Annotated in this window: 13 protein-coding genes; 5 read left to right on the plus strand and 8 right to left on the minus strand. The window is 35.3% G+C overall.

Translation table 11 applies throughout. The features are described from left to right. A partial coding sequence (locus tag HMPREF9699_RS09425; RefSeq protein WP_002664364.1) for a transposase family protein occupies positions 1 to 611 on the plus strand: 611 nt, incomplete at its 5' end. Between the two features lie 48 nt (positions 612 to 659). On the opposite strand, the gene HMPREF9699_RS09430 is transcribed toward HMPREF9699_RS09425, so the two are convergent. Continuing rightward, positions 660 to 995, minus strand: coding sequence for a HopJ type III effector protein (locus HMPREF9699_RS09430; protein WP_002664365.1), 336 nt, complete (start codon positions 993 to 995; stop codon positions 660 to 662). A 129-nt stretch (positions 996 to 1,124) separates the two neighbouring features. Here HMPREF9699_RS09430 and HMPREF9699_RS09435 point away from each other — a divergent pair, with 129 nt between their 5' ends. From HMPREF9699_RS09435 to HMPREF9699_RS09450, 4 genes are all read left to right on the plus strand, one after another. Further along, positions 1,125 to 2,339, plus strand: a complete 1,215-nt coding sequence (locus HMPREF9699_RS09435) for a metallophosphoesterase family protein (RefSeq protein WP_002664366.1) — start codon at positions 1,125 to 1,127, stop codon at positions 2,337 to 2,339. A 92-nt stretch (positions 2,340 to 2,431) separates the two neighbouring features. Further along, on the plus strand, positions 2,432 to 5,470 hold the full coding sequence (locus HMPREF9699_RS09440; RefSeq protein WP_002664367.1) for an AAA family ATPase: 3,039 nt from the start codon (positions 2,432 to 2,434) through the stop codon (positions 5,468 to 5,470). A gap of 83 nt (positions 5,471 to 5,553) precedes the next feature. Then, positions 5,554 to 6,507 carry a pseudouridine synthase gene (locus tag HMPREF9699_RS09445; RefSeq protein WP_002664368.1) on the plus strand — a complete coding sequence of 318 codons (954 nt, stop codon included), beginning with the start codon at positions 5,554 to 5,556 and terminating at the stop codon, positions 6,505 to 6,507. 223 nt (positions 6,508 to 6,730) lie between these two features. Then, positions 6,731 to 7,933, plus strand: a complete 1,203-nt coding sequence (locus HMPREF9699_RS09450; protein WP_002664369.1) for an MDR family MFS transporter — start codon at positions 6,731 to 6,733, stop codon at positions 7,931 to 7,933. 107 nt (positions 7,934 to 8,040) lie between these two features. Here HMPREF9699_RS09450 and HMPREF9699_RS09455 read toward each other — a convergent pair whose 3' ends face one another. The 7 genes from HMPREF9699_RS09455 to HMPREF9699_RS11595 form a co-directional block, all read right to left on the minus strand. Next, positions 8,041 to 9,279 carry an MFS transporter gene (locus HMPREF9699_RS09455; RefSeq protein ID WP_002664370.1) on the minus strand — a complete coding sequence of 413 codons (1,239 nt, stop codon included), beginning with the start codon at positions 9,277 to 9,279 and terminating at the stop codon, positions 8,041 to 8,043. A 56-nt stretch (positions 9,280 to 9,335) separates the two neighbouring features. Then, the gene (locus HMPREF9699_RS09460; RefSeq protein WP_002664371.1) at positions 9,336 to 10,361 is read right to left on the minus strand and encodes a quinone-dependent dihydroorotate dehydrogenase; all 1,026 of its coding nucleotides are present in this window, start codon (positions 10,359 to 10,361) and stop codon (positions 9,336 to 9,338) included. A 5-nt stretch (positions 10,362 to 10,366) separates the two neighbouring features. Continuing rightward, positions 10,367 to 12,166 (minus strand): DUF885 domain-containing protein, encoded by a 1,800-nt coding sequence (locus HMPREF9699_RS09465; RefSeq protein WP_002664372.1) that lies wholly within the window; start codon positions 12,164 to 12,166, stop codon positions 10,367 to 10,369. Positions 12,167 to 12,311: 145 nt separating this feature from the next. After that, positions 12,312 to 12,899, minus strand: coding sequence for a Crp/Fnr family transcriptional regulator (locus tag HMPREF9699_RS09470; RefSeq protein ID WP_002664373.1), 588 nt, complete (start codon positions 12,897 to 12,899; stop codon positions 12,312 to 12,314). 30 nt (positions 12,900 to 12,929) lie between these two features. Further along, complete coding sequence (locus HMPREF9699_RS11385; protein ID WP_155799887.1) at positions 12,930 to 13,136, minus strand: hypothetical protein; 207 nt, start codon at positions 13,134 to 13,136, stop codon at positions 12,930 to 12,932. Beyond that, positions 13,114 to 15,180 (minus strand): outer membrane beta-barrel protein, encoded by a 2,067-nt coding sequence (locus HMPREF9699_RS09480; RefSeq protein WP_002664375.1) that lies wholly within the window; start codon positions 15,178 to 15,180, stop codon positions 13,114 to 13,116. The genes HMPREF9699_RS11385 and HMPREF9699_RS09480 overlap by 23 nt, the downstream gene beginning before the upstream one ends. Positions 15,181 to 15,378: 198 nt before the next feature. Continuing rightward, the gene (locus HMPREF9699_RS11595; protein ID WP_407641240.1) at positions 15,379 to 15,513 is read right to left on the minus strand and encodes a cysteine peptidase family C39 domain-containing protein; all 135 of its coding nucleotides are present in this window, start codon (positions 15,511 to 15,513) and stop codon (positions 15,379 to 15,381) included. Positions 15,514 to 15,803: the final 290 nt, after the last annotated feature.

Consider the following 15,803-nt stretch of genomic DNA (forward strand, 5'->3'; position numbering starts at 1 on the left):
AAGAAGGTGCTTGGCAGACTTGTTGGGTAGAAATTTTGAAGAAAAACAAATCGAAAATAGATTGTTCAAGTTGCGATTTTGACGGTAGCCAAACACCCGCAAAAAAAGGAGGGGAACAAGTAGGATATCAAGCTCGTAAAAAAGCAAAAACAACGAATAGTTTGTTCTTGTCCGACAGGCAAGGTTTGATGTTAGCAATGTCTCAGCCTATATCTGGCGAGCATCACGACTTGTATAATATAGAGACTCATTTTCAAGGAATTACATCCGTTTTGAAAAAAGCTGAAATCTCCACAGAAGGTTTATTTGTGAATTTTGATGCAGGTTTTGACAGTGAAAATCTTCGGAAAATAACCGCCTCAGAAGGTATCATAGCCAATATTTGTGAAAACAAAAGAAACCAAAAATCACCCTCTGAAACGGAACATTATTTCGATAAAAAACTCTATAAAGAGCGTTACGCCATTGAAAGAAGCAACGCTTGGATGGATAGTTTTCGTTCGGTTTTAAATCGTTTTGATACTACCGTAAGTAGTTGGATAGGTTTTAATTACCTTGCCTTTATCGTCTTAGGACTCAGAAAATTTAAACAAAAGAGAAAGTCGAGATGAGTTCTTTTTTAGATTACCGCCTATGCAAAAGTACGATATTATTAAAATCTATTTACTTTTCAGTGCCTTCCCAGAAAACGCTATTCCATCCCAACCGAATTTCATGAAATTTCTAATATTTTGATGGTCTGTACCGTCTAGACTCCCGAGTACATCTTTTCGGTAATAATCCCCAAAAAGATGAAGTGTTTGCTCTTCTGATAACTTATTGAGCTGAGCAAAAGAAAAAATCTTACACGAACCATTGTTTTGGTTTTCCTCATTCAGGCACGCCCCATTCTTAAAAGGCGTAGGGGTAAAATGGTAATGCTCATCAATATAATCTATTACTTCTGTAAACGAAACCTCCTCTGGAGTGGTTTTTATTTTTTCTAAAAGATGCATCAAAAAACTATTTACTGCAAAGATAAGGTTTTACCAAGCGATAAAAGGAGTCATCCGAAAATTATTGTCCACATTATCCATATTATGATTCATTTCTTTTCCTTAATTTTGGATTTTAGCATAGTATTTATGAAAATTCTTCATACAGCAGATTGGCACTTAGGAAAAAGATTAGACCGCTTTTCTCGGTTAGAGGAGCAAGTGGAAGTGCTTGGAGAAATAGTAAAAATTGCAGATGAAAATGCAGTAGATTTGGTACTCATCGCGGGAGATTTATTTGATAGTTTCAACCCTTCCATTGAGGCTACAGAATTGTTTTACAAAACTTTAAAACAACTCACTAACAATGGAAAACGCCCCGTAATTGCCATCGCGGGGAATCATGATGCCCCTGATAGAATAGATGCACCCTATCCACTTGCCTATGAGTGTGGTATTATTTTGATAGGCCATCCTAATGCCTTAATTCCTCCGCTGAAACTGGAAAATTTTCATATCTCCAAAACAGATGAAGGCTTCATAGAAATTCAACTTAACCCATACGATTATCCCGTAAGAATTCTCCATACAGCGTACGCCAATGAAGTTCGGCTAAAAACCTATTTCGGGGAAGAAAAAGATGCTCTTCTCAATCATACTTTAAAACAAAAATGGACCCATTTAGCCCATACTTATTGCGATGAAAAAGGCGTAAATCTACTACTGACGCACCTCTATATGAACCGAAGAAACTCGGAAATAATAGAGGAACCTGATGGTGAAAAACCTTTAAAAATAGGTAATGCCGAGATGATTTACACGGATTGTATCCCCCCACAGATTCAATACACCGCACTGGGGCATCTCCATGGTTTTCATAATATGGGTACCGCAGAGCAGCCTATTGTCTATTCTTCCTCCATTCTTGCCTACAGTTTTAGCGAAGCAGGACAAAAGAAATGCGTAACCATCGTAGATGCGAAACCTCATCAGCCCGTGGATTTTCAAAAAATTGAACTTACAAAAGGTAAACCATTGGCAAGAAAATCTTTCAATGATATAGACCAAGCCATTCACTGGCTATCCATGAATAAAAATAAATTGGTAGAACTTACCATAGAAAGCGAAACCTTCCTCAGTTCGGAAGATAGAAAACGAATTTTCGAGATACATAATGGCATCGTACACCTCATACCAAAAATAAAAAATAGACCCGCTGAAACAACGGGGTATAAAGAAATTGAACTCTCAAAAGCTCCTGAGGAACTCTTTGTAGATTTCTTTAAAATGAAAAAAGGAAACCAAGCTCCCAATGAGGAAATCATGGCACTGCTCAAGGAAATCATTCATGCCGATGAATCATAAAAAAGGCATCTCTATTTTACGCTCTTTTTCCATAATTGTGGCTCTTAATTATTTTTAATAATCAAACCCTATCTAACTTCAAACTAAAATCAATGATTCCCATATCACTCACTATAGAAGGACTTTACTCTTACCAAAAAAGACAAACCATAGATTTCACCCAGCTGACCAGTGCTGGGCTCTTCGGAATTTTCGGGGCTGTGGGTTCTGGAAAATCTTCCATACTAGAAGCCATCACTTTTGCACTCTATGGAGAAACGGAAAGGCTCAATTCTCGCGATGAAAGAAGCTACAATATGATGAATCTAAAATCCAAAAAATCTTTCATTGAGTTTGAATTCATCAATCACGAAAATAAATCTTTCAAAATCCAAAGAGAATACAAAAGAAATAGTAAAAAGTTTGAAGAAATTACGAGAGGGAACACTACTTTTTATGAGCAAAAAGAAGGCATATGGATTCCGCTCCATCATACCAATGCCGAAAAAATCATCGGAATTTCCTACCAAAATTTCAAGCGAACCATTATCATTCCCCAAGGAAAATTTAGAGATTTCATAGAGCTAGGAAACAAGGATAGAACGGAAATGATGAAGGAAATATTTCACCTCCACCGTTTTGATTTACAAGAAAATGTAAAAAAAATACACCAAAAAACACAAGAAGAAGCAGATATCCTAAAGGGAAAGCTAGAGGGCTACCAAGAAGTTTCTCAAGAAAAGATTACTCATCAAAAAGATGCCCTCAAAAATCAAAAAGAAAAACTCAATAACATTCAAAATCAATACAATACATTAAACTCTATTTTCCAAAAATTACAACTGGTAAAAGCGGATTTCGATGTACTGAATGCAAAAAAAGAACAGCTCAAAACCCTGAAAACCAAAGAAGAAAATATCAATTTCCGAAGAATACAACTCAACCAATACAAAAAATGGCACAATGATTTCAAACCACTGCTAGAGGAAGAAGAAAAACTATCAAAATCCCTGAAAGACAAAGAGGAAAATCTAAAAAATACCCGAAAATCCATTAAGGAAACAGAGAAAAACAGAGATGAAATACATGAAAAATTAAAAAAAATTCAGCACTCTTTTGACCTCCTTGCCGAGAAAAAAGAAGAACTAGAAGATTTAAAAAGAATTTCCGAAATCATTACTTTTCAATCGGATATAAAAACATTAGAAGAGAGTTTACTGAAAGGGCAACAATACATTGACCAACAAAATGAACTTAAAAAAACATTAGATGAAGACCTGCTAAAAATAGAAAAGGAAATCCAAAACCTGAAATTACAAAAAATAGATACTCAAACCATTACAGAAGTAGGACAGTGGTTCCAATCTCTAAAAAATAAGACACAACATCTTAAAGAAAAACAAAACGCTATCCATGAGAAACAAGGGGAAATCAATATCATCTATGAAAAAATGAAATTCCCGAATTCCAATACGGAAGATTTGGAAAAACATTTTGATGCCCAACTTACTGGACTTCTGCAACAGAAAAAAGAACAGGAAAAAATAAAAAACCATCTTGAAGTTCAGAAAAAACTTTCCCAATACTCTGAAAATCTACATTATGGAGAGCCATGCCCACTCTGTGGTGCCTTGGAACACCCGTCCATTCATACTACCGAAGATGTCTCTAGCCAAATTTTGGAAGTAGAAAAGCTACTAGAAAACATACACGAGCAAGAGGTAGAACTCCAAAAAATAATTTCCCAAGAGAAAACATTTTTATCCCAAAAAAATCTTCTTTCAGAGCAAGTAATAACTGACAAAAAAACTCTGGAACAAATTCAAAATGAAATTAACACGCTGAAAAATAATTTCCATTGGGAAGATTTTCATCCAGAAAACGAACCAGCATTTGAGCAAAAAAGAAATCTCTCTATTCAGGCGGAAAAAAAAATTCATGAAAAAGAACAGCTGCTCCACACAAAAAAATCAGAACTTTCTAAACACGAAACGCTGATACAAAAAGCCCAGAAAAAAATAGAAAACATTCATGCTGAAAAAATTAACACCTCGGCAAAAATCCAACACAGCCAATCGCTGATGAAACAATTAAGTTTCTATGATTTTAAAAACGCTACCGCTGAACAAATTCATTCTCAACTAGAAAATCAAGCATTATGGATTGAAAAAATAGCGAACGAACACCAGTTGCTCACCCAAAAACAAAACGAAATCATTCCTATTTTAGCATCGGAGAAAACCACAGAAAAACATCTTTCAGAGGAAATAAATCATCTCCAATTAGAATTCAATAAAAACCAGGAAAATATTCATCAACAGCTATCCACTCATAATATCAACACAATTCAGGAAGTAAGGGAGGGCTTGGCACTCCGCCTTAACATAGAGAAAGAAGAGCAAGAAATCAATGACTTTGAACTTCAGCTGAAAACGCTGATGAACTTTATTGCGGAATTAGATAAAAAACATTCAGACACCGTTTTCAATGCACGAGATTTCGAACAAAAAGAAACTGAAATACTACAACTTACCCATGATTTAGACCTTCATAAAACACAAACCACCAAAATAGAAACAGAACTAGAACGACTAGAAAAAAACTGGAAAACGAAACTAGAATTAGAAAAAAAATCAGAAAAAATCCACCGAAGATTAGAAAATCTTCATACGCTCAAAGGGCTATTTAAAGGAGGAGCCTTCGTGGAATACGCCTCTTTTATATTCCTAAAACAGCTCTGTGAAAATGCTAATATCCGTTTCCAAAAAATGACTAAAAACCAGCTCGCCATTCAGTTTAGTGAGAAAAATAACTTTGAAATCATTGATTACCTGAACGAAGGACGCGTACGAAATGTAAAAACCCTTTCCGGAGGGCAATACTTTCAGGTAGCACTCTGCCTCGCATTGGCATTAGCAGAAACGGTACAAGCCCATTCCAAAACGAAACAAAATTTCTTTTTCATCGATGAAGGCTTCGGCACCCTAGACAGTGAATCCGTACACATCGTCTTTGAAACGCTAAGCAATCTGAGAAAGGAAAACAGAATAGTGGGCATCATCTCCCATGTCAATGAACTGAAAGAGCAAATCCCCGCTACCCTACAAGTGATAAAAACGGCAGATGGAAGCATCATAAGCATGGATGAATAACAAGAAATAGAAACATTACCCCACTGTTTTCATTTACTTTCTAGTCCAAATAAAAAAGCCGTATCTTTGCACAAAATTGTACAATGAGCAGAGGTGAAGATAGAAAATCTAGAAGACCAAGAGGGACTTCGGACAGAAATACCAACAGAGAAGGGGGAAGAAACAGAGGAGGAAGAAACTTTGATTCAAGAGATAAATACGAAAGAGGCAACCTAAAATTCAAAAAAGGAGCTTTTAAAAAGTGGGATGAAAAGGAGGAAAAAGAAGAAAGAACTAAAAACTTTGTTCAGAAAAGAAGACTCCAAAAAATAGAAAAAGATATACAGAAAGAGACCATCCGTCTGAATAAATACATTGCAAATTCTGGCATCTGTAGCCGAAGACAAGCCGATGATTTAATCAAACAAGGGCTAGTTACCGTAAATGGTAAAGTGGTAATGGAAATGGGCTATCAGGTACAGAAAACGGACAAAGTTTCTTTTGATGGACAGAATCTCACTCCTGAAAAACCTGTATATGTACTCCTGAATAAACCCAAAGGCTACATTTCTACCACTAATGATGAAAAAGCCAGAAAAACCGTGGTAGATCTCACTGCCAATGCTTCTCCTTATCGCCTTTTCCCTGTAGGAAGACTGGACAGAAGCACCACAGGAGTTATTCTTTTGACCAATGATGGGCATTTGACTAAAAAACTTACCCATCCATCTTTCCAAGTAAAGAAAATCTATCATGTAGTTTTAGATAGAAAACTTTCTGTGGAAGATATGAAAGCCATTGCAGAAGGAATACGATTAGAGGAAGGAGTAGCACAGGTAGATCAAATTTCCTTCATCGAAGGAAAACCTAAAAATGAAGTGGGAATAGAAATTCATATCGGGTGGAATAGAATCATCCGTAGAATTTTCCAAAGATTAGGCTACGAAGTAGAAGCCTTAGACAGGGTAATGTTCGCAGGACTTACCAAGAAAAACATTAAGAGAGGACACTGGAGAATCCTTACAGATTTAGAAGTGAACAATCTTAAAATGCTGTAAAATCATCGTATAAAAATACTCCATGAGGCTGTCCCCAAAAGGCAGCTTCTTTACTTTTACAGAAAATAATAAGCAACCGTTTTTAAAGACTTTGAAAAAGGAAAACGCGTTTTTGATTTTTTTGATTTTGCCTAAATATTACGAGGTTTAAATTTTTCCTACTTTACAGAAATATCCGAAAGCTGTTTAGTAATTTTGTCTTTCATTTTTTTTAAACCAATTCATGCGAAACCTCTGGAACAATTATCTTTCTTCTTACAAAGGACTTTCAGCCAACACTTGGATGCTCGCCTTTGTAATGTTTATCAACCAAAGTGGGGCAATGATATTGCCTTTTATGGCTATTTACATGGAAGAAGAGCTAGTATTTAGTGATGTAAAAAAAGGAATTGTGTTAGGACTTTTTGGCTTAGGTTCTATTATTGGGAGCCTGTATGGTGGTAAACTGACAGACCAATTAGGCTCTTACAAAGTACAATTAATGAGCTTATTGTGTGTAGTACCTTTGTATATATCATTGGCATTTTTAAAAAATTTCGAATTACTATGCCTTGGCGTTTTGCTCACCAGCTGCACCAAGGAACTTTTCAGACCTGCCAATAGTGTATCCGTTGCAAAATATGCAAAACCCGAAAACCTTACAAAAGCTTTCTCACTGAATAGAATGGCATTAAACTTAGGCTTTTCAGTAGGTCCAGCAATAGGAGGTTTTTTGGCCATTTACTCTTTTCAGTTGCTCTTTTTTGCCAATGCATTCATGTCATTAACTGCCGGTGTTTTATTTTGGTGGTACTTTAGAAACAAAAGCACAAATGCTTTAGCAAAACACAAAACCGAAAAAATAAAGACCATAGACACAAGATTTAAAGATTATGATTTCTTACTGTACAGTTTTTTTGTAGCTTTATTTGCTTTTTGTTTTTTTCAACTGCTGAACACACTACCTTTATTTTATAAAAATGTAGCCCTATTAAAAGAAAACCAAATCGGATTACTCATGGCATTTAACGGGCTGATGGTATTTTCATTGGAAATGTTTATTATACACATCGCGGAGAAAAAATTTACCATAGCTACCAATCTCATTATCGGAATGATTTTTTGCGGTCTAGCCTATACTACCCTACTTTTTTCCAGTGAATTATCTTTTTTATATCTTTCATTATTTTTCTTATCATTATCCGAAATACTCATCATGCCTTTCAGCTCTACAGTTGCCGTTCATCGTTCCAATATGGAAAACAGAGGCAAATATATGGGAATCAATGGAATTTCTTATTCTAGTGCATTGATTTTCTCCCCTATCATAGGAACTTGGATTATCGAAAAATACAATTTCTCTACACTTTGGGGAGTAAATATTGTGATAAGCCTGATTACCATTTTGGGGTTTTGGCATATATTAAAAAAGTGGAATATGAGATAAATGGAAATGCTTCCTCGCAAAACAATTTCCCCTTTTCACAGATGCCTGAAAGCTGAAATACCTTCCGCTCTATCTCTGGTAACCCCTTATTGTACTTTACTAAAGTTCTAATACTCCATTTTTCTAAGTTTTGGGAACCGAGTGCCTACAAGGGCTACAATGAGTAGTGTCATGGTTCCACCAAAAACGATGGAACGAACAGGCCCGAGCAACTTAGCAGCAAGCCCACTCTCAAACTGTCCTAATTCATTGCTAGACATAATGAAAATAGAATTAACACTCAGCACCCTACCACGGATATGCTCTGGTGTTTTTAGCTGAACAATAGTACCACGAATGACCACAGAAATACCATCTAGCATTCCACTGAACATGAGGAAAAGGAAAGAAAGCCAATACCACTTAGAAAGTCCGAACCCAATGATACAAAGCCCAAATCCTGCCACTGCTGCCAAAAGTATCTTGCCTTGGTTTTTCCTCAAAGGAATAAAACTAAGCGTGATAATCACACACATAGAGCCTATATCTGAAGCTGCATTAAGAAGCCCAAAACCTTGAGAACCTACCTTTAGAATATCACTGGCAAATACAGGAATCATGGCTACGGCACCCCCAAAAAGCACTGCAAACATATCTAAAAGAAGAGCTCCTAAAATTTCCTTTGTCTTAAAAATATACGCTAGCCCTTCACGCATACTCTCCTTAATTTTTAGCGGAACTCCCGTATTGGCAGAAGGATGTTTATGAATCTGAAAGAAGAAGAATGATGCTAAAATCATCGTTCCAGCAATAATAAGTAGCGTAGAGGCAATCCCAAACCAATGAATAAAAAATCCCCCCAAAGCATGTCCACCCACGGATGCCGTGAGGAAAGTAGCCTGGTTTACTGTTACTGCTGCGGGGAGCTGGGCTTTACCCACAATTTTCGGAATCATAGAGGGGACAATAGGCCCCAAAAAAGCCCTACATATTCCCGTAAAAAACACAGTGGCATAGATACAATAAGTCATCTGATAACTAGTAAAACTGAGCAATGTTCCCTGCTGTAAAGCAATGAATGCCAATATCCCTACCAATACAATGTACGCATAATTACAGAGCAAAAGGAGCTTTTTCTTCTCTGAATTATCGATGACATGCCCAGCATAAAGTGCCGATGACACTGCTGGTATCACCTCCGAAAGCCCAATGAGCCCAATGGAAAAAGGGTCTTTGGTAAGTGCATATACCCACCAGCCCAAGAGTGTTCCCAGCATCCTAAATGCCAAGACCAAAAGAAACCTCCCAGACATCAAATTCCTAAATTCTGCAATCTTAAAAGTCTGTATCGGTGTAATTTGGGACATAAATAATCAATAAATTAATTAAAAATATATGGAGGAGGAGGAAAAAAAATGAGTAATTAATGATTTTGCTTTAAGATGGCTTCATTAATTTCCTTAATGAGCTGAGGACCTTCGTAAATAAAGCCTGTATAGATTTGTACCAAAGAAGCACCTGCATTGAGCTTTTCTAGAGCATCTTCTGCAGAATGAATTCCCCCCACCCCAATAATCGGAAAGGCACCATTCGATTTCTTCGCCAGATGTCTAATAACCGCTGTACTCTTGTCTTTAATCGGTTGGCCACTGAGCCCTCCATTACCTATAGCATTGATTTCCTCTGCACTGGTTTTCAGTCCGTCTCTAGAGACAGAAGTGTTAGAAGCTATCACTCCATCTATTTGGGTCTCCAATACCAGCTCCACTATTTCATCCAGCTGAATAGGATTAAGGTCTGGGGCTATTTTCAGCAAAATAGGTTTTTGCTGAGGTTGAGTAGCATTTCTTTTTTGTATTTCGCCTATCAGTTCACGGAGATAATCTACATCTTCTAGTTTAGCATGGCTTCCCACATTGGGACAACTGACATTCAGCACGAAATAATCCACAAAAGGGTGCAATTGTTCAAAACATTCTACAAAATCGGCAGTATAATTTTCAGGTGCTGTAGAAGTGTTCTTCCCTATATTTCCACCAATGATGATTTTTCCTTTATTTTTTTTCAGCTGGGCAACTGCCGCTGCTACGCCATCATTATTAAAGCCCATCCTATTGATAATTCCTTTATCCAAAGGCAGTCTAAATAATCTTTTTTTAGGATTTCCGGGCTGTGGCTTAGGTGTTACCGTTCCTATTTCTACAAAGCCAAAGCCTAAATCTGCCAATTCATTATAAAGTACAGCATTTTTATCAAACCCTGCTGCCAATCCCACAGGATTTTTAAATTTCAGTCCGAAGACTTCTCTTTCTAATCGTTTATCTACAATCGGTTTCGGTAAAAACAATTTGGTAAGCCATCCCCAGTTTTTGAGCATATCAAAGGTAAAATAATGCACTTTTTCTGGGTCAAATTTGAATAATAATGGTCTTATAATACTTTTGTACATCGTTTTTATTTTTGATTTTTAGCCCACATTTGAATTTTTCTTTCTAATACAGAGATAGGGAGACACCCTTGGTCTAGTACCGCATCATGAAATGCAGCTAAACTAAATTTAGCCCCGAGTTCCTTAGAATATTTTTTTCTTAAATCACTTATTTTTAATGCTCCCACTTTATAGCTCAGTGCTTGCCCAGGCATGGCCATATATCTTTCTACTTCTGCTACTGCCGCTTGGTCATCATAGGCTACATTACTCATAAAGTAGGCTATGGCCTGTTCACGAGTCATGGTTCCCGTATGAAGTCCAGTATCAATGACCAATCTTACCGCTCTCAGCATTTGGTCACTCAGATAGCCCAATCTTTGATAAGGGTCTTTATAAAGCCCTAGCTCAAAACCTAAAGTTTCAGTATAATGTGCCCAGCCCTCACCATAGGCTCCGAACCAACCGAAACGCATGAATTTAGGAATATTTTCATTTTCCTGCTGAAGTGCCACCTGATAATGATGCCCTGGAATGGCCTCATGGAGGAATAATGACTCCATACCACTGGCGATATTAAATTCCGTAGGATTAGGAATAGGCAGGTAAAAAATCCCTGGTCTCTTGCCATCTGGCGTTCCTGGCATATACTCTGCACTTGCCGTTGCTTCCCTAAATTTTTCCGTTTGTCTGATTTCAAATTTAGTTTTCGGCGTTTTATTAAACATTTTTTTGAGTTCGGGCTCTATTTTTTTCAGTATCTGATGAAAATCTGAAAGCAGTACATCTGCAGACTGATAAGGCATGGCTTTAGGGTCTTTTTTTACCGCCTGAAGAAAAGACTCTAATGTCCCTTCATAGCCCAATTCTTTTTTTACTTTCTCCATTTCATACCTTAGCATTGCCACTTCCTTTTCGCCCATTTCCTTAATTTCAGCGATGGAAAGCGATGTGGTAGTCCAGCTTTTTACCCAGTATTTATAGGTATCATTCCCGTTGGGAAGTGCATTATACCCATCAGTAGTTCTTGCAGCGGGGAGGTATTCATTCTTAAGAAACTCTCCCATCTGAAGATATGCGGGAATGATTTTGTTCTGAATCACCGAAGAATAGCCATCTTTTATCTGCTGCTGCTCTTTTATAGAAATAGACTTAGGAAACTGTGAGAGTGGAGCATAAAAAATATTCTTATTTGGGTCTGTACTAATGAGTTCCGTGGCAGTCATCTGCTCAATCATTTTTAGCACCAATACCCTAGGCAATACTTGTTTACGCTCTTTGCCTATGCGAAAGTTATGAATAGCGGTAGTCATCCACTCTGGAAATTTTTCCATTCTTTTTAGCCAGTCTTGATAATCTTTTTTGGAATTAAAAGGCTGACTTCCTTTACCACTTCCAAGGACGGGAAACTCTAATGGTAGCCCCTCAAACTGTGTAAATGGAATATACTCTGGATGATAAACATAACGCTCTATTTTATCATTGAGCGTAAAATCTAACACATCATATACCACCTTTTTGTCATCGGGGAGCTGATTGTAGTCGATTTTTTTGAGTTGATCCAATATGGTCTGATAAAAAGCCACTTCTCCCGAAATAAAATCCTCGTGAATATGGATAGGAAGCTGGTCATTATATCTATTATCACCTTGTTTGGTAGCTTCTATGGGATAGAGTTTGAGATATTGTTCGTAATAATTGGCAGCAATGCTGTCTAAATTGGTAGGCGTTACTTTTGCCAAGGGATAGTCCTTTTTCTTACATGAAAACATTCCCCCAACCAAGCAAAAAAGCCCCAACCACACAGAAATATTCCAAATTTTCATATTCTTTTTTTATTCACGCAAAATTACGAAATAAATCTATGTCTGAAATTGATGTAGAATAATAATAGAAAACCGCTAAACAATATTGGGATACTGGCGATATAAAAAAATACGGATTTTCATACACACCCCATGATGATTTATACTAAATAGATGAATAAAGTACCTGTTTATTTCTAACGAAAGTTTCGCGTGAAATACCTAAAAAGGAAGCTAAAAGAGTATCACTCACTCTACCTATGAGAAATGGAAAATCTTCCTGCAAATGCAAAAGTTTTCTCTCTATACTGCCTGTATTCAGCATCTCGAATCTCAAAATAAGCATAGCGGTATATTCCTCTAATATTTTAGAATATAAAAAGTTAAGCTGTTTAGATACACCCATCATATTGTAAAAATCCTCCCTTTTAATGCATAGCACTTCCGAGTCTTCGAGGGCTTGTATCGTTTCATGATTCTTTTCTAATTTCCCGAAACTCCTAATATTGGTCAAAAACTTCCCCTCCCGAGTAATCATTCTGCTCACTTCATTTCCTTTTTCATTGATATAGTACACCCTCAACAAACCTTTATTCACAAAAAACAAAGTATCACAATCCTCACCACTGCGTATCAATATTTCTTTTTTATTGGGATAAATCACCTTGAAATTATTGATAATCAACTGTTGTTCTTCCTTGCTTAAAGAACCATAAGATTTTACAGTATCCAATAAAGCACAATAATTACCCATCTATCTTTTTTCCCAAAGGTAAAATATTTCTCACAATTTCCCAAACAGTACTCCTACTTTTACTCTCCTAACTCTAATTGATTTTTCACCAAATGATAATAATCTGCTTGGTGATTCACCAATTCCTGATGTGTCCCCTGCTCTACTATTTCCATTACTTGGAATTACTGATTTTACTATGTATTTTGAAACTTTAAACCTATCACTTTTTTTATCAAAATCTATTAATTTCATCATTTTCCACATTAGTATTCACTTCTTTACTTCTTCCCTTCTGGAAATTATAGGAAATAAATACAGTAAGACCTCTCCAATTTCTATCTTGAACGGAAATTCCTCTCCATTCATTAACATGATTCTCAATTTTCGACGAGCGTGTATTAAAAACATCTGAAAATGTAAGACGGAGCGTTAATTTTTTATGGATAAAACTATTAGAATAAGTCAGATTAAAGTATGGATTTTCCACCGCTTTATAATTACCAAAATAAGTGGGTGAAGTATAGTTAAAAAATAAATTTAGATTTCCAAAATCTGTTTTGTACAGTAAATTAGTAGAAGATTGCCAACTGAATATATCATTCTTAAAATCAAGAACATTAGAAATATCTCTAGTCTGCAAATATCCGAAATTCATCTTATGAAATGCTGTTAAACTATTAGTAATTTTCTGATTTACAAAACCCGTGGACACTCCTATCTTTATTTCATCATAATTAGAAAAACGATAATGAATCCTATCATCTTTGATAATACTGTATTGTCCTGTTTTATTTTTACTCCAATCAGCATAGGGAAAGATATAATATTTTGACTGATAGATATATCTCAGCTCAGCGTTATAATTTCTTTGGTTCTTTAAGTTAGGATTTCCTTCAAATACATTATTAAATGCCGTGCTGTATTGGTATGGTGTAATTTCATTGAAACTATTTCTCTGAATTCTAGAAGTAAATTTCCACGCGAAATGATGCTGCCCTGTTTTATAACTCACCGAAAGTGAAGGAAAAAATAATGTTTCATCAGATAGAGAAGCTCTTCCGTTATACAACACATCTCGTTTAAAATGTTCCATTCTAACCCCTGTGGCTATGTTTAATTGGTTGATAGGAAAAGCATAATAAGCAAAAATAGATGCATTCTCTTCATTGAAATCAAATGAATTATTGAGTTGCTGTTGATTAATAAACCCTTGAATATAGGTAGCATATTTCCCATCAAAATAAGAATATCTTAATCCTACATCTAGTTTACTTTTTTCTGTAACATTAAAATAAGCATCGGTATTGAAAGTCCAAAGGTTACCCTTATTATAAAGATGTTCATTCTGATAAAAAATATTAATATCATTTTCATTTACATCTTTTATAGAAGCATCATCTCTGAATTTTACTTGTGAAAGAGTGAGATAAGAAGAAAAACCTAACTTTTCTTTTTCTATTTGAAAATATGCACTTACACTAGCTTCATTATTTTTCCAAAAATCTGTTCGATGACTTCGGATTGCATTGCTATGAAAACCGTTCAACTGGGAATATTTATACATCTCAACATCTTGCTTTCCCGTGTTCCCAATGAACTGAACACCCAAATTTTGTCCCTCGGAAATTTCATAATTGAATACAGTATTAAGATTGTTTTTTCTGGAGGAAAAAAATCTTTTCTGAAGAGAATTTTCTGTATAATTTTGAAACTCTTGATAATTATTGTCCGTATATACATCTTCTTCTATATCAAAATTAACATCTGTAAATAAGGAAAATCGGTCTTTATTATAATTAACAGTCATACCTGGCGTAGTACTGAATAGCCTATTGATTAAAGAAGTAGTGTAAATAGTAGTGTCCCAGCCTTGTAATGCCCACTTTTTAAGTTTAATATTTATTATAGAATCATATCCAGCAGGATATTTTGCAGAAGGATTACTGATTACTTCTATAGATTCTATTTGCAATGCTTTAAGGTTTTTCACAAAAGAAGAGCGAACTTCTCTACCATTAAGAAGATATAATGTATTTTGTTTTCCTAAAATACGGATATCACTATCACTTACCATAACTTCAGGTGCCATAGCAATAGCTTCATAAAAATTTGCTCCTTGAAAAAAAGGAGAATCATCTATAACAATGGTAGTTTTATCATGATTTACTTTTAGCACTTTTTTCTTTGTAGATAAAATGATTTCATCTAGCTTTGTTTCTTTGACCTTTAAAGTATCTGTAGCCTGTGAGAAACAATAAAAACAAGTTAATAATGACAGTAATAGTATGGCTTTCTTCATAATGCTATCTTTTTAATCAAATTTTATCTTGATACCTTTCTCTACAATAGTATTATAGAGGAGCATCCTTAACATTTACCTCCTTTCAATACAGATAATGCACTAGCATCTGTCAATACTTCAACTTGATCATGGGTTTTTCGGTATTGTTAAACATCTGTAGTTATCAATAAAAATAGATTGTTGTATTGATTATCATTAAGTTAAAAATTTAAATATTTCTAATAAATATACTAAATAAACAATACCAATTTTATTACCATAGTGCGAAGCCACCATCGCAAGGCAAGCTGGACCACAATCCATTTGATTATGTTGAATTATTAGATTCAATGAAAAGCTATAAGTAGTTGATGATTATAGTAATAAAAAAAATAATCAACAAAATAATTCTCCTTTTTAGGGTAAATATTTTACGATTATATAATAAATAAATTCCTATATAAACAAACCATAAAAGTGGAATTATTAATACATTAAAAACAACTATAAATGTTTTTATATTATAAAAAATATCATTTTCCGATATTACCTTGTAATAAAAAGAATCATTTCCAAAATAAACAAATAAACATACTATTGGAATCAATAATGCCATAGAAACTAATAGAAAAAAAACACCG

It is taken from the genome of Bergeyella zoohelcum ATCC 43767 (assembly GCF_000301075.1).
GTDB classification, from domain to species: Bacteria; Bacteroidota; Bacteroidia; order Flavobacteriales; family Weeksellaceae; genus Bergeyella; species Bergeyella zoohelcum.

Bases quoted from the DNA above. Each gene is read 5' to 3' on its own strand.
- HMPREF9699_RS09430 (WP_002664365.1), bottom strand. From the start codon at position 995: ATGCATCTTTTAGAAAAAATAAAAACCACTCCAGAGGAGGTTTCGTTT.
- HMPREF9699_RS09435 (WP_002664366.1), top strand. From the start codon at position 1,125: ATGAAAATTCTTCATACAGCAGATTGGCACTTAGGAAAAAGATTAGAC.
- HMPREF9699_RS09440 (WP_002664367.1), top strand. From the start codon at position 2,432: ATGATTCCCATATCACTCACTATAGAAGGACTTTACTCTTACCAAAAA.
- HMPREF9699_RS09445 (WP_002664368.1), top strand. From the start codon at position 5,554: ATGAGCAGAGGTGAAGATAGAAAATCTAGAAGACCAAGAGGGACTTCG.
- HMPREF9699_RS09450 (WP_002664369.1), top strand. From the start codon at position 6,731: ATGCGAAACCTCTGGAACAATTATCTTTCTTCTTACAAAGGACTTTCA.
- HMPREF9699_RS09455 (WP_002664370.1), bottom strand. From the start codon at position 9,279: ATGTCCCAAATTACACCGATACAGACTTTTAAGATTGCAGAATTTAGG.
- HMPREF9699_RS09460 (WP_002664371.1), bottom strand. From the start codon at position 10,361: ATGTACAAAAGTATTATAAGACCATTATTATTCAAATTTGACCCAGAA.
- HMPREF9699_RS09465 (WP_002664372.1), bottom strand. From the start codon at position 12,166: ATGAAAATTTGGAATATTTCTGTGTGGTTGGGGCTTTTTTGCTTGGTT.
- HMPREF9699_RS09470 (WP_002664373.1), bottom strand. From the start codon at position 12,899: ATGGGTAATTATTGTGCTTTATTGGATACTGTAAAATCTTATGGTTCT.
- HMPREF9699_RS11385 (WP_155799887.1), bottom strand. From the start codon at position 13,136: ATGATGAAATTAATAGATTTTGATAAAAAAAGTGATAGGTTTAAAGTT.
- HMPREF9699_RS09480 (WP_002664375.1), bottom strand. From the start codon at position 15,180: ATGAAGAAAGCCATACTATTACTGTCATTATTAACTTGTTTTTATTGT.